Below are 20,280 nucleotides of genomic sequence, written 5' to 3' on the forward strand. Positions count from 1 at the left end.
ATCGCTGGAGAAACCTAACTAAAGATAGTATAACAGATATTGTCAAGAATTACATCACATTTTATAATAAAACTAGAGTTCAACAGAGATTAAACAACCAGTCTCCTGTAGATTACAGAAAACTGACCGCTTAAAAGTTTTTTCTTCTGTCCCATTTTTAGGGTGCAGTGCCAACCATTCTAGGAGTTTTTTAGTTAAGGATGAAATTATAATTTAGCTCTGCCATTTCCATGACACGCCAAACGCATGAAGAAAGTAACGTTTTTAGAAAGCCTGTTTTCTTAAAATATTGTAGATTTACGATACAAATTATGTTAGAATTTGGGTATAAAGTACGAAAAAGATGCTTTTGTAAGACAACTGCATATCAAAAAAATTGCCTCTCTAGTGAACTAGGGAGGTATCTTTTTTTCATGCGTACGACGTGTTTCCATGAAAGAAACGCTTGCAATTTTTAGAAAATACTGTATAATATAAGAAAATAACTGAAAGGGAGATTGATATGACTCAGACACAACTCATGACATCATGGCAAAGCTGGCGATAGATAAGTTGTATTTGTGTTTGCCATAGATACGACTTTTGTAGTACCACAAAATTAGTATCTATGCGCAGTGAATATCAGTCCATAAAAGAAGTGCGCCTAGTGAAAACTAAGCGCTTTTTGTTTCCAATCAGAAAAATAGAAAAGAGGAGTCTTATGAAAAATAAACGCTTAATCGGGACCTTGATTTTCTTGGTAATCCTGACAGTCGGATCAATTGTTTACGATCAATTCGGATCAAGTTCTAGCTCGAGCAGTAAGCAAGTCAAAGTCGGTATTTTACAGTACGTGACCCACGATGCTTTGGATGAAATTGAGCAAGGGATCGAAGATGGTCTTAAGGATGCCGGCTATTCAGGTGATAAGATTAAATTGACTGTTTTAAATGCCGAGGCTGATCAGTCAAAAATCCAAACCATGAGTAAGCAGCTTGTTGATGCTGGAAACGATGTGGTTATTGGTATTGCGACACCTGCTGCGCAGGGTCTTGCCTCAGCAACTAGCGAGATTCCAGTTGTCATGGGTGCTATCTCAGACCCTGTCGGTGCTAAGCTAGTCAGCAATTTGGAGAAACCAAATAAAAATGTAACGGGCACATCAAACCAAGTGCCAATCAAGCAAGAGGTTGAATTAATCAGAGACATTACACCAGATGCCAAAACAATTGGTGTTCTCTATGCCAGCAGCGAAGATAACTCGGTTTCTCAAGTCGCTGATTTCAAAAAGTATGCCGAGGCAGAAGGTCTTACAGTTGTGGAATACGCTGTGCCATCTACCAATGAAATCACAACAACCATGAGTGTTATGACAACTAAAGTTGATGCCATCTGGGTACCTCAGGATAACACCATTGCAAGTGCCTTCACAACAGTTATTTCAGCAGCAAATGAAGCAAAAATCCCTGTTTACAGTAGTGTTGATACCATGGTTGAACAAGGAAGTATCGCCTCAGTTGCTCAAAGTCAATACCAGCTTGGAATTGAAACAGCTAAGATTGCCGTTGAAATCCTAGAAGGTAAAAAAGTTTCAGAAATCCCTGTTAAGGTAATTGATACTGGAACACCGACAGTTAACCTTAAAGCTGCCAAGGAGCTAGGAATCACCATTCCAGACAGTGTTCTTGAAACAGCAACAGTTGCCGTTAAGGCTGATGAATAAGAGAGGAGTAGGACATGATTATTTCGTCAATGTCACAAGGATTGCTCTATGGTATCCTTGGGCTTGGAATTTATTTGACATTCCGTATTTTAGATTTTCCAGATTTGACAGCTGAAGGGTCTTTCCCGCTAGGTGGAGCAGTTGTTGTTACTCTACTTAATCTTGGTTGGGATCCTATTTCATCAACTATTGTTGCTGTTCTAGCTGGTTGTTTGGCTGGTTTGGTGACTGGTCTTCTCTACACCAAGGGGAAAATTCCAACTATTCTTGCTGGGATCTTGGTCATGACTTCTCTTAACTCTATCATGCTGATGATTATGGGTAGAGCCAATCTTGGTCTCTTGGATATTAAGTCTATTCAGGATTTACTACCTTTTGCGGACAAGTATAACTTGCTTATCGTTGGTTTGGTTGGGGTTGCTCTTGTTATTACAGGCTTGATTCTTTTCCTTAACACCCGTCTTGGTCAGGCTTATATTGCAACGGGTGACAATCGTGACATGGCGCGCAGCTTTGGGATTTCAACCGACCGTATGGAAGTTATGGGGTTAGTGATTTCAAATGGTTTGATTGCTCTTTCTGGGGCTTTGATTAGCCAACAGGATGGCTACGGTGATGTGTCAAAAGGGATAGGTGTTATCGTTATCGGTCTTGCTAGCATCATCATCGGTGAGGTAATCTATGCAACTAATCTTACCTTGATTGAGCGTTTGATTGCTATTGTGGTAGGGTCAATCTTCTATCAATTCCTGATTACAGCGGTTATTGCTCTTGGTTTCAACACTAACTACCTCAAATTGTTCAGCGCCCTTGTTCTGGCTATCTGTCTGATAACACCAGTCTTGCGTGAAAAAATCTTTAAGGGAGCGAAGGTGACACGATGAAAAAAAATGTTGAATTAAAAAATGCAACGGTTCAGGTCAATAATGGTTTCGATGAACTGAAAACGATTTTGGACCATGTCACACTGGATATCTACGAAGGTGATTTCTTGACAATTCTAGGTGGAAACGGTGCTGGTAAGTCAACGCTCTTCAATGTTATTGCGGGTACCTTGATGTTGACCAGCGGCAGCATTTCCATCATGGGTGAAGATGTGACGCATCTGCCTGCTGAAAAGCGTGCCAAATATCTGGCTCGTGTCTTCCAAGACCCTAAAATGGGGACTGCACCTCGTATGACGGTGGCTGAAAATCTTCTGGTTGCCAAATACCGTGGACAAAGACGTGGGCTTGTTTCACGAAAAATCCATGCCCACCGAGATGAATTTCAGAGTTTGATTGAAAAAATTGGTAACGGAATTGAAAAGCATCTGGATACCCCAACTGGACTGCTTTCTGGTGGTCAACGTCAGGCACTTAGCCTCTTGATGGCAACCATTAAGCGTCCAGAACTCTTACTTCTAGATGAACATACAGCAGCGCTTGATCCTAAGACAAGTCTGTCACTCATGAATCTGACAGATCAATTCGTCACAGGAGATAAGCTAACAGCTCTTATGATTACGCACCACATGGAAGATGCCCTCAAATACGGCAATCGCTTGATTGTCATGAAAGATGGGCAAATCATTCAAGATTTGGCTGCTGATGAGAAGGCTGAAATGACAATTACAGATTACTATTCTATTTTTGAATAGATTTGAGAGTTTGGAAGGATTTTGCTTCCAAACTCTTTTTAGTTTAGCTCTGCAATTTCCTTGAAAATATGATAAACTATTAAGGAATGTAGAATTTTCTACGAGCTGTAATTCGACTTAGATTTTCTAAGGACCGTTAGTATTAAAAATTTGTACTCGGAAGTTTTGATTTCTGAGTTTTGGGCATATGCCTAGATTGAAAGGAGTATCATGAGCGATATTAAAATCATCGCCCTTGGAGGTGTTCGTGAGAACGGTAAGAACCTCTATATTGCAGAAGTCAATGATTCGATTTTTGTCTTGGATGCAGGGCTGAAATATCCAGAAAATGAGCAGTTGGGTGTTGACGTTGTCATTCCTAACCTCGATTATTTGATTGAAAACAAGGATCGTGTTCAAGGGATTTTCCTAACGCACGGTCACGCAGATGCTATTGGAGCTCTGCCATATCTTATCCAGCAGGTCAAAGCCCCTGTCTTTGGGTCACAGTTGACGATTGAGTTGGCTAAATTGTTCGTCAAAAACAATGGCAATATCAAGAAATACAACAATTTCCACGTTGTTGATGCAGAAACTGAGATTGAGTTTGGCGATGCCGTTATTTCCTTCTTCAAAACAACTCACTCAATCCCAGAAAGTTTGGGTGTTGTTGTCGGTACTGACGAGGGAAATATCGTCTATACTGGTGACTTCAAGTTCGACCAAGCTGCGCGTCCTTATTACCAGACTGACCTTGCTCGTTTGACGGAAATCGGTCGTGAAGGCGTTCTTGCCCTCTTGTCTGACTCTGCCAATGCGACCAGCACTATCCAAACAGCCAGTGAGTCTGAGGTTGGTCTTGAGATCGACAATGTCATCGCTGACGCAGAAGGTCGTGTTATCGTTGCAGCTGTCGCTTCAAACCTTGTTCGCATTCAACAAGTCTTTGACGCTGCTGCTAAATACGGTCGCCGTGTCGTTCTGACAGGTTTTGATGTTGAGAATATTGTCCGCACAGCTATTCGCCTGAAAAAATTATCACTTGATAGCGATAAAATCATCATCAAGCCAAAAGAAATGGCCAAGTTTGAGGATCATGAATTGATTATCCTTGAAACTGGTCGTATGGGTGAGCCAATCAATGGGCTTCAGAAGATGTCTATCGGACGTCATCGCTATGTTCAGATTAAAGATGGCGATTTGGTCTTTATCGTAACGACACCAAGTATTGCTAAGGAAGCCGTTGTGGCGCGTGTTGAAAATATGATCTACAAGGCTGGTGGAACGGTTAAATTGATCACGCAAAATCTTCGTGTATCTGGACATGCCAACGGACGTGACTTGCAGTTGATGATTAACCTCTTGCAACCTAAGTACCTCTTCCCAATCCAAGGGGAGTACCGTGATTTGCAAGCCCACGCAGAGCTTGCTGAGGAGCTCGGCAAATTCCCAGAAGACATCTATATCGTTAAACGTGGTGATATCATGCACCTATCTGATCAAGGTTTCCTTCATGAAGGGGCTGTGCCAGCTAGCGATGTTATGATTGACGGAAATGCCATCGGTGATGTTGGTAATATCGTCCTTCGTGACCGTAAGGTTCTGTCAGAAGATGGTATCTTTATCGTTGCCATTACGGTTAATAAAAAAGAGAAGAAAATCATCTCAAAAGCTAAGGTTAACACACGTGGATTTGTTTACGTTAAGAAGAGTCGTGATATCTTGCGTGAGTCTGCTGACCTTGTTAATACCACCGTTGAAAACTACTTGGCACAAGATACCTTTGACTGGGGCGAACTCAAGAGTGCTGTCCGTGATGAAGTCAGCAAGTTCTTGTTTGAACAAACAAAACGCCGTCCAGCTATCCTACCAGTAGTTATGGAAGTACGTTAAATAGGAGACAGAGGCTGGAATTAGGTTCCAAGCCTCTCTTCTTTAATAAATTTATTTACTTTTTAGATTAGACTTTATTTTATCCTAAGAGCACCAGCTATAGGCGAACGTAGTGAGCTGCCTCCGATAGTCTCCGTTGCAGTGAAAAGAGGTTTAGCCATAGGCTAAACCTCGGGGTAATTCAAAAGACTTCGGCTTTTGAATTAGTCATGGAACGACAAAGTCGTTCGCTGACGACCCCATTGCTTAAGGAGACTATCATAATAAAGAGAAAAGCCAACAGTGTGGAGTAGCTCGATAATCAAATAAAAAGGAGAAATCATGGCATTTTTTCAAATCGAATACAGTTCAGAAGTACTAGGTCAATACCGTCAGGTTGATGTCCTCTATCCAGATATGGATCAGGTCAGTCCAGAAGAAGCTATGGATACCGATATTCCTGTCCTCTACCTCTTGCATGGTATGGGCGGTAATCAAAATTCCTGGACTTCTCGTACAAATTTACAGCGTCTAGTGCGTAAAACAAACCTTATCATTATCATGCCTAACTCTGACAATGGTTGGTACACAGACACACGTTACGGTGTCAATTATTACAGGGCCATTTGTCATGAACTGCCCAAGGTCATGAAGCGTTTCTTCCCTAATATGACGGATAAGCGTGAGAAAACCTTTATCGCTGGGCTTTCCATGGGTGGCTACGGAGCCTTTAAACTCGCCATGATCAGCAATCAGTTCGCATTTGCGGGGTCATTCTCGGGTGCTCTTTACTTGGATAAATCGCTGCGCAGCAATACGGAAGACGATCGTAACTACTGGTCTGGACTTTTCGGTAGTGATGAAGATTTTGATGCAAGTGCCAACAATTTACTTGAAGCAGCCAAAGAAGCCGACGGAAAGACAAAATGGTATGCCTGGTGCGGCTACGAGGACTTCCTCTATCCAGCTAATGAAAAGGCGATCGCCGATTTCAGAAAGTTAGGGATGGAGATTGACTACCGCAATGACCACGGTACACACGACTGGTATTATTGGGAGAAACAGGTGGAAGTCTTCTTGGAAATGCTGCCAATCAATTATGTCAAAGAAGAACGTTTGTCGTAACATGATACAAAGCCCGTAGAACACAAAGTTAAAATATGCGGTAAGTCCGAAATCTTTGATTTCGTAGACGCACCCACGTCAGGGCGACTAGGTACTTTAGTCCCAGACGCCTACGACGCAGAAACTTGACGACAGACGCTTGAGTCTTAGGAAAAACTATCTTTTTGACACAGTGTTCAGGGCGTGTTCAAATCTCATGATATAAAGGGCGTTATGCGTACATAGACAAAATAAGCGCTAAGGCCCTAGCTCGTGTTAAAATTCAAATGCACAATCCTTAATGTTCGGTGCAAACTCCATGATACAGTGGGATGACAGAAAGCGTAAATTTTAGTGACATTTATGACAGAAATGACAGCTAGTTTTCATCTTTGAGAGAGGCTGACTTTTGCTTGCATTTTGATTTTGGGCTTGCTATACTAAGTTTCACCCTAATAAAGTGGATTGTGTAAAAGAGCATTTTTTGAAGCTTTATGCAATCGACTATCATTTGAGAGGAGAGACCGCTTTATGAAAGCCTTCTTTAAATTTATCTTCTTTATTCCCAATCTTTTGGTGAGATTGGTTTGGGAGTTAATCTGGGGAACCTTTAAATTTTTCTGCTTATTAGCAATTATTGTCTTGTTGCTCTTGTTTTATGCTCAAAATAGTAATTCAGCCCTTGCTCAAAATATTTCTACGATTTCAAATAATCTTTCAACATATTTTAATTCTGCTGGTAATGGAGATGTCGCATCTGATATTTCGAGTGCCGTATCTAGCCTAGCTACAGATGAATATAGCAGTAGTAGTCAAGCACGTTGGTCAACTAATACAGCTAGTGTTTATATTGAGACGACAGACCAGACGCTGGTTTCAGCCTATAAAGAGGCCATTGAGAATTGGAATAGCACTGGGGCATTCACCTTTACTTTAACTGATAATGAAGCTGGCGCAGATATTGTGGCGACGGACTATTCAGATAGTTCTAGCCAGGCAGCTGGTTTAGCCAATACTACGACAGATGTTTTGACGAATCACATCAACCATGTTGACGTTATGCTTAATACCTACTATCTCACAGATAATAATTTTGGATATAGCTATGATCGTATTGTCAATACAGCAGAGCACGAGCTCGGTCACGCCATTGGTCTGGACCATGATGATAGTGAAGATTCCGTGATGCAGTCTTCTGGTTCTTACTACAGTATCCAAGATAGCGATATTCAAGCAGTGAAAAATCTTTACGCTGCTTAATCCTTTTCTAAAATAAGGAGTTTATAAAAATGTTACGTTCACTCAAAAGATGGGCAAAGCGTTATCCCGAACAAGCCTTTCTTTTCATCTTTAACACAGGTATCTTTGCCTGGTTGCAGACAACAGGTCTTCTGATTGCGGATAGAGTCGGCATTCACTTGCAGACAGTCCAAAATCTCATTCCAGAATGGCTGCGTGTCATGATTGGTAACTCGGTTCAATCACTGCAGTCCTATTTTGGTAATAGCGCCATTTCGTGGCTGGTCATGTCAATGATTTTGACAATCTTAATTCGATTTATCACAGGTATCCTTAAGACGATTCTTCTGATTGCAATTGTCCTTATCGGACTCTATCTGGTCTATAAGAACTATGATATCTTAACGCAATTATTATAAGAAAAAACTGGATTTCGCAAGAAGTCCAGTTTTCATTTGGCAAGGATACAAAAATGTCATGATTTTTGATAAAATAGACTTATGATCATTTTACAAGCTAATAAGATAGAACGTTCTTTCTCTGGGGATGTTCTCTTTGATAATATCAATTTACAAGTCGATGAAAGAGATCGTATTGCTCTAGTTGGGCGAAATGGTGCTGGAAAGTCTACCCTCTTGAAAATTCTGGTTGGTGAAGAGGCCCCGACGAGTGGTGAACTCAATCTCAAACGTGATTTATCCCTTTCCTATTTGGCTCAGGATAGCCGTTTTGAGTCAACTAATACCATCTATGACGAGATGCTACATGTCTTTGATGACCTTAGAAAGACTGAGAAGAGTTTGCGTCAGATGGAGTTGCAAATGGCGGAGCTGTCTGGACAGGAACTAGAAAAACTCATGACTGACTATGACCGTCTATCAGAGGAGTTTAGACAGGCTGGCGGCTTTACCTACGAGAGCGACATCAAAAATATTCTCAACGGTTTCAAATTTGACCAGACCATGTGGGATATGCCTATTTCTGACCTTTCAGGAGGGCAAAATACCCGCCTCGCTCTTGCTAAGATGCTGCTGGAAAAACCACAACTCTTGGTACTAGATGAGCCGACCAACCACTTGGACATCGAAACCATCGCTTGGTTAGAGAATTACTTGGTCAACTACCAAGGTGCCCTCATTATTGTCAGTCACGACCGCTATTTTTTGGACAAGGTTGCGACAGTCACGCTTGATTTGACCACGCATTCGCTGGACCGTTATGTGGGAAATTATTCCCAGTTTATGGATCTCAAGGCTGAAAAATTAGCGACAGAAGAGAAGAATTTTGAAAAGCAGCAGAAAGAAATTGCCAAGCTAGAAGACTTTGTTCAGCGCAATATCGTTCGTGCCTCAACAACCAAGCGTGCTCAAGCTCGCCGTAAACAGTTGGAGAAAATCGAGCGCTTGGACAAGCCATCAAGCAGTCAAAAGTCAGCTAATATGACCTTCCATGCCGACAAGCCGTCTGGAAACGTTGTCCTGACAGTTTCTGACGCAGCTATCGGCTATGAAAATGAGTTTCTAGCACAGCCCATTAATCTAGATATCAAAAAAATGGACGCCATCGCCATCGTTGGACCAAACGGAATCGGCAAGTCAACCCTTATCAAGTCCATTGTTGGAAAGATTCCTTTTATCAAGGGAGAATCTCACTATGGAGCCAATGTTGAAGCGGGTTACTATGACCAAAGCCAGTCTAATCTGACACGGACCAACACTGTTCTTGACGAACTCTGGAATGATTTTTCAACGACAGCAGAGGTGGACATCAGAAATCGTCTGGGAGCCTTTCTTTTCTCAGGGGACGACGTGAAAAAGACCGTCAGCATGCTTTCTGGTGGGGAAAAGGCTCGCCTGCTCCTTGCCAAACTTTCCATGGAAAATAACAATTTTCTCATTCTGGACGAGCCGACCAACCACTTGGACATCGACAGTAAGGAAGTTCTGGAAAATGCCCTGATTGACTTTGACGGAACCCTCCTCTTTGTCAGCCACGACCGTTATTTCATCAACCGTGTGGCGACCAAGGTGCTGGAAATCTCAGAAGAAGGCTCAACTCTCTATCTAGGCGATTACGATTACTATGTGACCAAAAAAGCAGAGCTGGAAGAACTTGCCCAGCTAAGAGCACCTAAAGAGGAAGTTGAAGTCGTAACAACATCTAGCGGCGCAAGCGATTACCAAGCTCAGAAAGCTAACCAAAAAGAACTCCGCAAATTAACCCGTCGCATCACAGAGATTGAAGAGAGATTGGAAGTCGTGGAAAATCGTGAAAGCGAGATCAACCAAGCCATGCTAGAAACCAATGATATCGGACAGCTCAGCGATTTGCAAAAAGAACTAGATGACCTCCAAGAAGAACAGATGCTCCTCATGGAAGAATGGGAAGAACTCAGCCAAGAACTAGAATAAGGAGAAACTATGACATATCAAAATCTACTTAACCGCTTTTTGACCTATGTTAAGGTCAATACTCGTAGTGACGAGACCAGCACGACAACACCAACAACTCAAAGCCAAGTTGACTTTGCCCTTAATATCTTGAAACCTGAGATGGAGGCAGTTGGCTTGACAGATATCCATTATCTAGCTTCTAACGGCTATATTGTGGGAACCTTGCCAGCCAACGACCCAAGTCTGACTCGTAAAATTGGTTTTATCTCTCATATGGATACAGCTGATTTTAATGCTGAAGGCGTTTCTCCGCAGGTTATTGAAAACTATGACGGAAATCCTATTAAACTGGGTCAATCTGGTTTTGAACTTGATCCCAAAGATTTTCCAAATTTGAACAATTATCTTGGACAAACCTTGATTACAACAGATGGGACAACCCTTCTTGGTGCGGATGACAAATCTGGTATCGCTGAAATCATGACTGCCATCGAATATTTAACAGACCATCCTGAAATCAAACACTGTGAAATCCGTGTCGGCTTTGGACCTGATGAAGAAATCGGTATCGGTGCCAATAAGTTTGATGTTGACGATTTCGATGTTGATTTTGCCTATACCATTGACGGTGGTCCGCTCGGTGAGCTCCAGTATGAAACTTTTAGCGCAGCGGCAGCCCAGCTCAGCTTTATGGGCCGCAACGTGCACCCTGGTACAGCCAAGGATCAGATGGTCAATGCTCTGCAATTAGCCGTGGACTTCCACAGTCAACTTCCAGCAGAAGATCGTCCTGAAAAAACAGATGGTTATGAAGGATTCTTCCACCTCATGGACCTTTCTGGGACTGTTGAGGAGGCTAGCTCAGCCTATATCATCCGTGATTTTGAGGAAGAGGCTTTTGAAAATCGTAAAGCTTTGATGCAGAAAATCGCTGATCAGATGAATGCGCAACTGGACCAAGACCGTGTCAAACTTCAGTTGACTGACCAATACTACAACATGAAAAAGGTCATTGAAAAGGATATGACGCCTGTAAATATCGCCAAGTCTGTTATGGAAAATCTTGAGATTAAACCTATCATCGAGCCAATCCGTGGTGGAACAGACGGCTCTAAGATTTCATTCATGGGAATTCCAACACCAAATATCTTCGCTGGTGGCGAAAATATGCATGGGCGTTTTGAATATGTCAGCCTCCAAACCATGGAAAGAGCAGTAGATGTCATCCTTGGAATTGTTTCTTTTACTGACTAAAAAGATGTATTCAAGTCAGCAAGGACACCCCACTTTTCAACTTTCTTGGGGTAATATCCTTGAAAATGCTTTAAAATATGATAGAATGGGTAAGATGGGAGAAGCAGTATGATCAAAATTTTTGGCAAAGTCAGATATCACTGGCAGCCTGAGTTGACATGGTTTATCATTTATTGGTCTATCACCATGATACCAATCTTTATAGGTCTGTCTCTCTTGTATGAGAGAACTAAGATACCAAATAGCGTCTTTTTCTTGTTTGCTGTCTTTATTATTTTGCTTAGCCTAGGCTTTCATCGTTATTTTTTGATACCAGGTGATGGGACACTGAAGGTGATTTCCTTAAATCCCTTTAAACCATCTAAAATCATTATCAGTGAAATCAAAAAAATTGAGGTTACAAAGTCGACAGTGACTTTTATCCTTTCAAACGGCAAAGAGCGTATTTTCTATATGAGAAAATGGCCTAAGAAGTATTTCTTAGATGATTTGGCCTTACAACCAGATTTTACTGGTGAGGTTGAGTTGACTGACCATTTAACCAAATTAGACTATTTCGAGAGTTATCGAAAGGACAAAAAAGCTCTTACAAAATCGTAAGAGCCTTGGTCGGACAGGTTTTTACAGCTGTCAATGTATCTGTGTCGGTATCTGGGGTTTCACAAACTAAGTCATCAGTTTGGCTAAAAGTGACGATACCGTCGTCATCATAATCAAAAAGTGGTGAATAGGTTTGGCAGAGCCCGCAAGCTATGCAACGTTCGGGTATAATTGAAACTTTCATACTGCTATTGTAATACGATTTGAATAAAGAAACAAGGGGGAACTAGGGTGAAACTACCAGGAAAAAAAGAAAGTAAGGTTGTTGAAAAGGTAAAGGAGACAGGTGCTAAGAAGCTATCATTTATTAGCACACCAGTTTTGACTTTGCTTTTGAGCCTATTCTTTATTATTGCTGTAACAGTGCTATTCTTTATGTTGTACATGTCTAACGGAGGAAGCGATGAGACAACAGCAACATCAGGTTTTTATTCATCTTCAACAGTAGCGCAAGAGTCATCTAGTCAAGATACAACTGAAGAGGCTTCAAGTCAAGAATCTTCAGATGAGACGACTGAAAGCTCAAGCGAAGCAAGTACTTCAACTAGCTCAAATGGAACAACAATCACAGTTCTTTCTGGAGAAGGTGCAGCTTCAATTGCAGCGCGTGCAGGAATTTCTGTAGAAAAACTGGAATCACTAAATCCAAGCCACATGACTATGGGTTACTGGTATGCCAACCCAGGTGACGAAGTTTACATTGACTAATGTTATAGATTTTTAAAGAGGACATCATGAAAAATATTACTATTGCAATTGATGGCCCAGCTTCAAGTGGAAAAAGTACAGTAGCCAAGATTATCGCTAAGAATCTTGGCTACACTTATCTTGATACTGGTGCTATGTATCGTTCAGCGACTTATTTGGCGCTACAAAATAATCTTACTGAAGCTGATGTGCCAGCTCTTCTTGAGCAATTGGCTGAGCATCCGATTTCATTCGGTAAGGCAGCAGATGGTAGTCAGGCTGTCTATGTTGGAGATGTTGAGGTAACTCATCCTATTCGAGACAATCAAGTGACGAATAACGTTTCTTGGGTTGCTGCTATTCCAGAAGTTCGTGAAGAATTGGTAGCTCAACAACGTCGTATTGCTGAGGGCGGAGCTATTATCATGGATGGTCGTGATATCGGAACTGTGGTTCTTCCAAATGCAGATTTGAAGATTTTCTTGGTTGCATCGGTTGAAGAAAGAGCAGAGCGTCGTTTCAAGGAAAATCAAGAAAAAGGTATTCCGACTGATTTTGAAACCTTGAAAAAAGAGATCGCAGAGCGTGATTATAAGGATAGTCATCGTAAGGTCTCACCACTAAAAGCAGCAGATGATGCAATCACGTTTGATACAACTGGTGTCGATATCGATGGTGTCGTCAACTTTATTCAAGAAAAAGCGAAGAAAATTATTGACAAGGGATAAGGCTCATGTTATACTAATAACAATGAGAAAAGCAGAAGTGAGAACTTCTCGCCTTGCGACTTAGGTTGTCTGGCCCTACATGTCAAATCCTTTATAGGATATAATGTGTGCGGGCTTGGTTTATCAGGTCCGCTTTTGGTTTTCTCTAAAAAAATGAAGAGGTGAAGATCATAGCTAAAAAAGATCTATTCATTAACGACGAGATTCGCGTCCGTGAAGTTCGTCTTGTTGGTCTTGAAGGTGAACAATTGGGTATTAAACCTTTGTCAGAAGCTCAAGCAATTGCTGATGAAGCTAACGTTGACTTGGTTTTAATCCAGCCACAAGCTACGCCACCCGTTGCTAAAATTATGGACTATGGTAAGTTCAAGTTTGAGTATCAGAAGAAACAAAAGGAACAACGTAAAAAACAAAGCGTTGTGACTGTCAAAGAAGTTCGTCTCAGTCCAGTTATCGATAAAGGTGACTTTGAAACAAAACTTCGTAATGGCCGTAAATTCCTTGAAAAAGGAAACAAGGTTAAAGTTTCTATCCGATTTAAAGGTCGTATGATTACTCACAAAGAAATTGGAGCAAAGGTATTGGCTGAGTTTGCTGAAGCAACGCAAGATATTGCGATTATTGAGCAACGTGCTAAGATGGATGGACGCCAGATGTTTATGCAACTTGCACCAATTCCTGACAAAAAATAATTGTCACAAGAACTATTTTAAGAGGAGAATTTTTAAAATGCCAAAACAAAAAACACACCGCGCATCAGCTAAACGTTTCAAACGTACAGGTTCAGGTGGATTGAAACGCTTCCGTGCCTTCACATCACACCGTTTCCACGGTAAAACTAAAAAACAACGTCGTCACCTTCGTAAAGCAGGAATGGTACATTCAGGTGACTTCAAACGTATTAAATCAATGCTTACTCGCCTTAAATAATAAGGTTTTCCAGTAAACATTAAACAGACAGATTAAAGAATTATTCGGAGGAAAATATAAATGGCTCGTGTTAAAGGTGGCGTTGTATCACGCAAACGTCGTAAACGTGTATTGAAACTTGCTAAAGGTTACTATGGTGCAAAACACATCTTGTTCCGTACTGCAAAAGAACAAGTAATGAACTCTTACTACTATGCATACCGTGACCGTCGTCAGAAAAAACGTGATTTCCGTAAACTTTGGATCACTCGTATCAACGCAGCTGCACGTATGAACGGTTTGTCATACTCACAATTGATGCACGGTTTGAAACTTGCTGAAATCGAAGTTAACCGTAAAATGCTTGCTGACTTGGCAGTTAACGATGCAGCAGCTTTCACAGCTCTTGCAGATGCTGCTAAAGCAAAACTTGGCAAATAATATGTAAAAAGAAGCTAGGCTATAAGTCTAACTTCTTTTTTTATGTCTTTTTAAATTTCTAGTATTGTGACTGAGGGTAAGAAGAGTAGAAGTAGGAGTCGTTTATCTCTATTTTATGTGTGGAATGTAGAAAACGTAGCTTTAACCAAACCAGTCTGATAGAATAAGCTGAAACCAAAAAAGCGAAGAGGCTTAAATGGAATTTTACTAATTCTTGAATTCACTTACTGAATAGTTTTACCTGACGTCCGGCGAAAGTATCTGAGGAATGCCTTTGCTAGCAAACAAAAAAGAGGTTTGGAAAAAACTCCTAGTCCTCTTTCTTGTTTTAGTCTGATGTGTAAGACGCAGTGGTTGGGAGAAACTCTGTTAGTTTTAACTAACTTAGAGTTTCCCCTGCACAGTTCATTAGGCACTTTAGTGCCAATGAACCACTGCTGAGTGGATAGGATGAAAGCTACGTTTTCCTTATTTCCCACCTCAAACAGTCCAGTGGATTGTTTGAGCATCAATAAATCAACTCTTACAGCCCTACTCAACTGTGCGGAGGTGGGACAAAATCGAATTCCTTCGGAATTACCGATTTTTGTCCCACTCTCTTTTTTAATTGCTTGAACTTGATGAGCTGCTGCTTGAGCTAGAGCTGGTTCCATGTAATTGCATATAGCTTGGAGCGTTGAAAAGGTCAACTGTAGATTGATTACCATTTTGACTATAGAGACTGGTTGAAGCAGTTCCGAGTTCTTTTTCGATATCTTTTTCCTGTTGGAATTGTTTTGAATAAGAAATGGTTGATGTATCAACTGTTTTGAGTCCATTGTCTGTGTCAAAGCGGAGCAGATCCCCTGTTTGAACGGCATCACTCATAGAAAGTTGAGTTGCTACAGCTTGTTTGATTTGGTTTGTAGCATCCTGAGTCGATTGGTCCGGATTAGTAATCTCTTGGCCAGTTTTGGTGTAGTAGAGATGTCCTTTGTAGCTTGTATACTCTGGCGTAATGTAGTATCCAGATGTTCTTAGTGCAACGGTCTGATCATTGTCTTTTGAAAGTAAATCTTGGCCCATTTGGACATAGTTACTTGTATCAACTCCAAGAATGTGAAGCAGTGTTGGTAGAGCATCGACTTCACCACCGTAGGTATCTTGGACACCACCACCTGTGTAGCCTGGGATGTGAATCATGTATGGAACACGTTGCATCATGGCATTGTCATATTCAGTCCATGTTTGAGAGTCTTTGCCCAATAGCGGAGCTAGACTTGTATTACGTGAATCTGAGATACCATAGTGGTCGCCATAAAGGACGATGATTGAATTATCATAGAGACCAGAAGCTTTCAAATAATCAAAGAATGATTTGAGTGCTGAGTCTAAGTAGTTAGCAGTTTGGAAGTAACCGTTGATGGTTTCGTCATCTGTTTGAGCAAGTGGGAAACCTTGTTCGCTACTTTCATTATCTAAACTTGTGTAGGGATAGTGATTTGAAACGGTGATGAACTTTGCGTAGAAAGGTTGTTGCATACGTTCCAAATATTTAATGGAATCTTTGAAGAAGTACTTATCATTTAGACCATATTGGAAGGAGTTGCTATCCGTTTGATCTTCAAAATAGCTGGCATCAAAGAAGTAGTTGTAGCCCCACTGTTTGTAGGTATTGTTACGATTCCAGAAAGAACCGACATTTCCGTGGAAAACAGCGCTGGTATAGCCACCAGTTTGAGCTAGGATTGAAGGAGCAGCAAAGGCAGTGTTATCACCACCATAGTTTACCATGTAAGATCCGCTATTAAGACCGAAGAGAGATGTCTCCATGAGGGTCTCAGCATCAGATGTCTTACCAGCTTTAACCTGGTTGAAGAAGTTTGAGAAGGCTAGGGTAGAGTTTGAATTATAGAGGGAGTTGAGGAAGGGCGTAACTTCATAAGATTGTCCATCAACCGTCAACTTGTAATTGATAAGGAATTGTTGGAAACTTTCTAAGTGAATAACAATAACATTCTTTCCTTTGGCAATTCCATAATACTGGTCATTTGGTGCGGCATAGTGCTCAGAAACGTAAGATTTAACTTCTGTCAGGTCATCAGCAGTAGCTGCGCTTCTTTCTTTTTGAGCCTGATAGGTCTGGTTAGCACTGTAAGCAGTGAAGGCGGGAAGACCGATAGAACGGACGATATAGTAGTTTGAGAAACCGCGTGTAAGAAGTTCAGGACGGTCAATTTCAGCCATAAAGAGATTGGCTGTGAAGAGCATACCTGAGAGAGCAGTCACCGCAAAACTTGCACGTTTGTTGAATGGTCTCTTGTCAGTCCTGATACGTTTAGTTAAAAATAAGATTGCTAGGATAACATAGTCAATAATAAAAAGTATATCCCAGAATCGAAGGAGGTTCAGAGCTGAATCTCCCAAACCAGCTGACGTTTTAGAACTAGCAAGCATGGCACTAATCGTAATGAAGTCTGAAAACTCGCGATAGTAGATAGCATTTGCAATAAGAAGAATATTGAGAATACTATAAAGAATCCAAGTAGTAATGTAAAATCCCTTTGTATTCTTGATATATAAAGCCAGTCCAATAAAGAGTAGTCCAATTGGAAGTGGATTTAAAATAGACAAAAAGAATTGATAAGGTGTCTGAATATCAAGGGTAAAATCAACATTGTAAGCCCAAATAGATTTTAGCCAATAACAAATAAGTAGGGTAAAAACGAAGCCGAGTCGAGTACTGATAATTCGACCTAAGGCGCTGCTTATTTTTTTCATGAGTTTTTTTCCTCGAGTATATTTCCTAAATAAAATCTCAATCTAAATTATACCATAAGTTAGGTCGCTGTCCCCTAAAAAAGTCAGATTTAGGACTTGAAACACTTTTGAAAATCGTTATTTTCATAATTGTTTTCAAATAGCATAGCTAAGCAATGTATAGGTTTGCAGATATGCTTCACAAGTTGACTTGTAAGTCAGTAAGGACACTTAGTTTTTCAAAGAGGATACTATCTTATTGTCAGAATTTTTGGTATAATGTTACCATGAAAAAACTATACATAGAATCGATTGCTGAAAAAAAGATTAAGAAAGGAATTCAGCTTCTAGACGGAAGAGATTTTCCGGATTTAGAAGTGACAGACGACCTTGTTTTGTTATACAGTCAGAAGTCAAGCCAGTTCTTGGGAACGGCCTATCTCTCAAAGCAGAATAAGGGTGTGGGATGGTTGATTTCCAGACAGGAAGTCACTTTAAATCAAGTTTATTTTGAAAATTTACTGAAAAAAGCTAAGGCCAAGCGTCAGCAGTTCAGAGAGTCAGACTTGACGACTGCTTATCGCGTCTTTAACCAAGATGGAGATAATTTTGGTGGTTTTACCATTGATCTCTACAATGACTTTGCCCTCTTTTCATGGTATAACACCTATATCTATGAGTATAAAGAGCTTATCTTGGATGCTTTCAAAGCAGTTTTTCCTGAGATTCTCGGTGCTTATGAGAAGATTCGTTTCAAAGGTTTGGACTATGAGTCAGCCTTTATATACGGGAAGGAGGCACCTGAAACCTTTACCATTCTTGAAAATGGCGTCAGCTATGAGGTCTTCCTCAACGACGGTCTGATGACTGGGATTTTCCTAGACCAACATGAGGTTAGGGATTCCTTGGTCAATGGGCTGGCGCTTGGTAAGTCGGTTCTTAATATGTTTTCTTATACCGCAGCTTTCTCAGTTGCGGCAGCTATGGGCGGAGCCAGTGAGACAACTTCGGTAGACTTGGCGAAACGTTCTGTTGAATTATCCCAAGCCCACTTTAGAGCTAATGGCTTTGACTTAGAAAATCATAAATTCATGGTCATGGATGTTTTTGATTATTATCGCTATGCCAAACGCCACGGATTGACTTATGATGTGATTGTCATCGATCCACCTAGCTTTGCCAGAAATAAAAAACAGACCTTTTCGGTCGCTAAAGATTATCACAAGTTGATTGCGCAGGCTCTAGAGATTCTTAGTCCTAAGGGCACTATTATCGCATCAACAAATGCATCAAATCTGACCATTAAGCAGTTTGAAAAACAGCTTGAAAAAGGATTTGGACAGGTCAAACATACTTATTTGGACCTCAAGCAATTACCAAGTGATTTTACAGTAAATAAGAAAGATGAAAGTAGTAACTACCTCAAGGTATTTACAATTAGGGTTAACAAATGAAGATTGTAGTTCCAATTATGCCAAAGAATCTTGAGGAAGCTAACCAGTTGGATCCTGCTAAGTTTGAACATGCGGATTTGATTGAGTGGCGAGCAGATTTTTTGGCTAAGGATGATATTTTAACAGTAGCGCCAGCGATTTTTGAAAAATTTGCAGGGCTAGAAATCATCTTTACTATTCGTACTGAAAGGGAAGGCGGACGCTTGTCGCTAACAGACAAAGAATATGTGGCTCTTATCAAGGATGTCGCTTCGCTCTACCAGCCAGATTATATTGATTTTGAATATTTCTCCTATCAGTCAGTCTTTGACAAGATGATGGATTTCCCAAATTTGGTTCTGTCTTATCACAACTTTGATGAGACACCTGAGAATTTGATGGAGGTCTTCTCAGAATTGACAGCTCTTGCACCACGAGTGGTTAAGATTGCGGTTATGCCTGAGAATGAGCAGGATGTGCTGGATTTGATGAACTACACTCGTGGTTTCAAGACGCTCAATCCTGAGCAGGCTTACGCAACCATGTCGATGGGCGAACTTGGTAAACTGTCACGTTTGGCAGGGAATATCACTGGTTCTTGCTGGACCTTTGCTAGCTTTGAACAAGCAAGCGCTCCAGGTCAAATTTCACTAGCAGAAATGAAACGTTTCAAGGAGATACTCGATGCAGATTGATGGACACACACGATTGGCAGCTGTTGTAGCAACGCCGATTAAACACTCTATTTCACCTTTTATTCACAATTATGCCTTTGACAAAACAGGTGTTAATGGTGTCTATGTTGCCTGGGATGTCCCAGAAGAAGATGTGGCAGTTTCACTTGAAAACGTCAAGCGTTACGACATGTTCGGTGTTAATATCTCGATGCCTTACAAGCAGACAGTTATTCCTTATATGGATGAATTGACAGATTCAGCTAGCTTGATTGGTGCGGTCAATACCGTTATCAACCGTGATGGCAAACTTATTGGGCACAATACTGACGGTATCGGCTTCTTTAGAAGCCTTGCAACCTTTGCGGATTTTGATGTTAAAGGTAAGGTCATGACCATTCTCGGTGGAGGCGGTGCTGCGACAGCTTTGATTGCACAGGCAGCTCTTAATGGCGCAACAAAAATCAATATCTTCAACCAGACTGAATTTTTGGATGCGACTCGTGAAAAAGCAGCAGAGCTCTCAGACAAAACAGGTGTTGAACTTGAGGTTTTCGCTGTTGAAGACCTAAAACTTATTCAAGAAAAAGTGCTTACTTCAGACCTTTTTGTCAATGCAACTAGTGTTGGTATGGATGGTAAGTCAATGATTATCAAGGAAGATTTTGAATTTCCTGCAGGTTTGACTGTGGCTGATGTAGTCTATCAACCATTTGAAACACCATTCTTGAAATTAGCACGCAGTAAAGGTTTGACAGCACTCAATGGTCTTGGCATGCTTCTTTTCCAAGCAGCGGAAGCCTTTGAACTTTGGACTGGACAAGCTATGCCAACTGATGAAATCTGGCAAGCACTCGAGGAAAAATACAAGGCTAACTAGGAGGTTA

The 20,280-nt window shown here is 41.0% G+C and carries 21 protein-coding genes and 1 other annotated feature; of the genes, 19 read left to right on the forward strand and 2 right to left on the reverse strand.

Translation table 11 applies throughout. The features are described from left to right. The first annotated feature begins 38 nt into the window (after positions 1–38). From JOC28_RS10900 to JOC28_RS00055, 11 genes are all read left to right on the forward strand, one after another. Positions 39–134 (forward strand): IS3 family transposase, encoded by a 96-nt coding sequence (locus JOC28_RS10900; protein WP_476715125.1) that lies wholly within the window; start codon positions 39–41, stop codon positions 132–134. A 566-nt stretch (positions 135–700) separates the two neighbouring features. Further along, positions 701–1,702, forward strand: a complete 1,002-nt coding sequence (gene trpX, locus JOC28_RS00010; RefSeq protein WP_205008599.1) for a tryptophan ABC transporter substrate-binding protein — start codon at positions 701–703, stop codon at positions 1,700–1,702. A gap of 14 nt (positions 1,703–1,716) precedes the next feature. Beyond that, the gene (locus tag JOC28_RS00015) at positions 1,717–2,586 is read left to right on the forward strand and encodes an ABC transporter permease (protein WP_205008600.1); all 870 of its coding nucleotides are present in this window, start codon (positions 1,717–1,719) and stop codon (positions 2,584–2,586) included. Further along, on the forward strand, positions 2,583–3,341 hold the full coding sequence (locus JOC28_RS00020; protein WP_205008601.1) for an ABC transporter ATP-binding protein: 759 nt from the start codon (positions 2,583–2,585) through the stop codon (positions 3,339–3,341). The genes JOC28_RS00015 and JOC28_RS00020 overlap by 4 nt, the downstream gene beginning before the upstream one ends. A gap of 210 nt (positions 3,342–3,551) precedes the next feature. Further along, positions 3,552–5,213, forward strand: coding sequence for a ribonuclease J (locus JOC28_RS00025; RefSeq protein WP_205008602.1), 1,662 nt, complete (start codon positions 3,552–3,554; stop codon positions 5,211–5,213). Between the two features lie 321 nt (positions 5,214–5,534). Beyond that, positions 5,535–6,317: an alpha/beta hydrolase gene (locus JOC28_RS00030; RefSeq protein WP_205008603.1), complete on the forward strand. Its 783-nt coding sequence runs from the start codon at positions 5,535–5,537 to the stop codon at positions 6,315–6,317. A 510-nt stretch (positions 6,318–6,827) separates the two neighbouring features. Next, the gene (locus tag JOC28_RS00035) at positions 6,828–7,556 is read left to right on the forward strand and encodes a matrixin family metalloprotease (RefSeq protein WP_205008604.1); all 729 of its coding nucleotides are present in this window, start codon (positions 6,828–6,830) and stop codon (positions 7,554–7,556) included. 29 nt (positions 7,557–7,585) lie between these two features. Next, positions 7,586–7,954 carry a hypothetical protein gene (locus tag JOC28_RS00040; protein ID WP_205008605.1) on the forward strand — a complete coding sequence of 123 codons (369 nt, stop codon included), beginning with the start codon at positions 7,586–7,588 and terminating at the stop codon, positions 7,952–7,954. Between the two features lie 81 nt (positions 7,955–8,035). After that, entirely contained in the window at positions 8,036–9,946 is a 1,911-nt protein-coding gene (locus JOC28_RS00045) for an ABC-F family ATP-binding cassette domain-containing protein (RefSeq protein WP_205008606.1), read from the forward strand. Between the two features lie 9 nt (positions 9,947–9,955). Next, the gene (pepT, locus tag JOC28_RS00050; RefSeq protein ID WP_205008607.1) at positions 9,956–11,182 is read left to right on the forward strand and encodes a peptidase T; all 1,227 of its coding nucleotides are present in this window, start codon (positions 9,956–9,958) and stop codon (positions 11,180–11,182) included. A 108-nt stretch (positions 11,183–11,290) separates the two neighbouring features. Then, positions 11,291–11,782 carry an EbsA family protein gene (locus JOC28_RS00055; RefSeq protein ID WP_205008608.1) on the forward strand — a complete coding sequence of 164 codons (492 nt, stop codon included), beginning with the start codon at positions 11,291–11,293 and terminating at the stop codon, positions 11,780–11,782. On the opposite strand, the gene JOC28_RS00060 is transcribed toward JOC28_RS00055, so the two are convergent. Further along, complete coding sequence (locus tag JOC28_RS00060) at positions 11,769–11,966, reverse strand: ferredoxin (protein WP_205008609.1); 198 nt, start codon at positions 11,964–11,966, stop codon at positions 11,769–11,771. The genes JOC28_RS00055 and JOC28_RS00060 overlap by 14 nt on opposite strands. A gap of 47 nt (positions 11,967–12,013) precedes the next feature. On the opposite strand from JOC28_RS00060, the gene JOC28_RS00065 reads away from it, so the two are divergent. The 5 genes from JOC28_RS00065 (at position 12,014) to rplT (ending at position 14,547) form a co-directional block, all read left to right on the forward strand. Continuing rightward, positions 12,014–12,490: an SAG1386/EF1546 family surface-associated protein gene (locus JOC28_RS00065; protein WP_205008610.1), complete on the forward strand. Its 477-nt coding sequence runs from the start codon at positions 12,014–12,016 to the stop codon at positions 12,488–12,490. 26 nt (positions 12,491–12,516) lie between these two features. Then, positions 12,517–13,197, forward strand: coding sequence for a (d)CMP kinase (gene cmk / locus JOC28_RS00070; RefSeq protein WP_205008611.1), 681 nt, complete (start codon positions 12,517–12,519; stop codon positions 13,195–13,197). A 23-nt stretch (positions 13,198–13,220) separates the two neighbouring features. After that, positions 13,221–13,344: a sequence feature (ribosomal protein L20 leader region), on the forward strand. 14 nt (positions 13,345–13,358) lie between these two features. Continuing rightward, on the forward strand, positions 13,359–13,889 hold the full coding sequence (gene infC / locus JOC28_RS00075) for a translation initiation factor IF-3 (RefSeq protein WP_205008612.1): 531 nt from the start codon (positions 13,359–13,361) through the stop codon (positions 13,887–13,889). A 37-nt stretch (positions 13,890–13,926) separates the two neighbouring features. Continuing rightward, the gene (rpmI, locus tag JOC28_RS00080) at positions 13,927–14,127 is read left to right on the forward strand and encodes a 50S ribosomal protein L35 (protein ID WP_205008613.1); all 201 of its coding nucleotides are present in this window, start codon (positions 13,927–13,929) and stop codon (positions 14,125–14,127) included. A 60-nt stretch (positions 14,128–14,187) separates the two neighbouring features. Beyond that, positions 14,188–14,547, forward strand: coding sequence for a 50S ribosomal protein L20 (rplT, locus tag JOC28_RS00085; RefSeq protein WP_000124839.1), 360 nt, complete (start codon positions 14,188–14,190; stop codon positions 14,545–14,547). 603 nt (positions 14,548–15,150) lie between these two features. Here the strand turns inward: rplT and JOC28_RS00090 are convergent. After that, positions 15,151–17,307 carry an LTA synthase family protein gene (locus tag JOC28_RS00090; RefSeq protein WP_205008614.1) on the reverse strand — a complete coding sequence of 719 codons (2,157 nt, stop codon included), beginning with the start codon at positions 17,305–17,307 and terminating at the stop codon, positions 15,151–15,153. 266 nt (positions 17,308–17,573) lie between these two features. Between JOC28_RS00090 and JOC28_RS00095 the strand changes: the two genes are divergently transcribed. The 3 genes from JOC28_RS00095 to JOC28_RS00105 are packed head-to-tail and all read left to right on the forward strand — an operon-like array spanning position 17,574 to position 20,273. Beyond that, complete coding sequence (locus JOC28_RS00095) at positions 17,574–18,740, forward strand: class I SAM-dependent rRNA methyltransferase (protein ID WP_205008615.1); 1,167 nt, start codon at positions 17,574–17,576, stop codon at positions 18,738–18,740. After that, positions 18,737–19,414: a type I 3-dehydroquinate dehydratase gene (gene aroD, locus JOC28_RS00100; protein ID WP_205008616.1), complete on the forward strand. Its 678-nt coding sequence runs from the start codon at positions 18,737–18,739 to the stop codon at positions 19,412–19,414. The genes JOC28_RS00095 and aroD overlap by 4 nt, the downstream gene beginning before the upstream one ends. After that, positions 19,404–20,273, forward strand: a complete 870-nt coding sequence (locus JOC28_RS00105) for a shikimate dehydrogenase (RefSeq protein ID WP_205008617.1) — start codon at positions 19,404–19,406, stop codon at positions 20,271–20,273. The genes aroD and JOC28_RS00105 overlap by 11 nt, the downstream gene beginning before the upstream one ends. Positions 20,274–20,280 lie beyond the last annotated feature (7 nt).

This window comes from Streptococcus loxodontisalivarius (genome assembly GCF_016908645.1).
Lineage (GTDB): Bacteria > Bacillota > Bacilli > Lactobacillales > Streptococcaceae > Streptococcus > Streptococcus loxodontisalivarius.

Coding starts and splice junctions, on each gene's coding strand:
- trpX (WP_205008599.1), top strand. CDS start 701: ATGAAAAATAAACGCTTAATCGGGACCTTGATTTTCTTGGTAATCCTG.
- JOC28_RS00015 (WP_205008600.1), top strand. CDS start 1,717: ATGATTATTTCGTCAATGTCACAAGGATTGCTCTATGGTATCCTTGGG.
- JOC28_RS00020 (WP_205008601.1), top strand. CDS start 2,583: ATGAAAAAAAATGTTGAATTAAAAAATGCAACGGTTCAGGTCAATAAT.
- JOC28_RS00025 (WP_205008602.1), top strand. CDS start 3,552: ATGAGCGATATTAAAATCATCGCCCTTGGAGGTGTTCGTGAGAACGGT.
- JOC28_RS00030 (WP_205008603.1), top strand. CDS start 5,535: ATGGCATTTTTTCAAATCGAATACAGTTCAGAAGTACTAGGTCAATAC.
- JOC28_RS00035 (WP_205008604.1), top strand. CDS start 6,828: ATGAAAGCCTTCTTTAAATTTATCTTCTTTATTCCCAATCTTTTGGTG.
- JOC28_RS00040 (WP_205008605.1), top strand. CDS start 7,586: ATGTTACGTTCACTCAAAAGATGGGCAAAGCGTTATCCCGAACAAGCC.
- JOC28_RS00045 (WP_205008606.1), top strand. CDS start 8,036: ATGATCATTTTACAAGCTAATAAGATAGAACGTTCTTTCTCTGGGGAT.
- pepT (WP_205008607.1), top strand. CDS start 9,956: ATGACATATCAAAATCTACTTAACCGCTTTTTGACCTATGTTAAGGTC.
- JOC28_RS00055 (WP_205008608.1), top strand. CDS start 11,291: ATGATCAAAATTTTTGGCAAAGTCAGATATCACTGGCAGCCTGAGTTG.
- JOC28_RS00060 (WP_205008609.1), bottom strand. CDS start 11,966: ATGAAAGTTTCAATTATACCCGAACGTTGCATAGCTTGCGGGCTCTGC.
- cmk (WP_205008611.1), top strand. CDS start 12,517: ATGAAAAATATTACTATTGCAATTGATGGCCCAGCTTCAAGTGGAAAA.
- rpmI (WP_205008613.1), top strand. CDS start 13,927: ATGCCAAAACAAAAAACACACCGCGCATCAGCTAAACGTTTCAAACGT.
- rplT (WP_000124839.1), top strand. CDS start 14,188: ATGGCTCGTGTTAAAGGTGGCGTTGTATCACGCAAACGTCGTAAACGT.
- JOC28_RS00090 (WP_205008614.1), bottom strand. CDS start 17,307: ATGAAAAAAATAAGCAGCGCCTTAGGTCGAATTATCAGTACTCGACTC.
- JOC28_RS00095 (WP_205008615.1), top strand. CDS start 17,574: ATGAAAAAACTATACATAGAATCGATTGCTGAAAAAAAGATTAAGAAA.
- aroD (WP_205008616.1), top strand. CDS start 18,737: ATGAAGATTGTAGTTCCAATTATGCCAAAGAATCTTGAGGAAGCTAAC.
- JOC28_RS00105 (WP_205008617.1), top strand. CDS start 19,404: ATGCAGATTGATGGACACACACGATTGGCAGCTGTTGTAGCAACGCCG.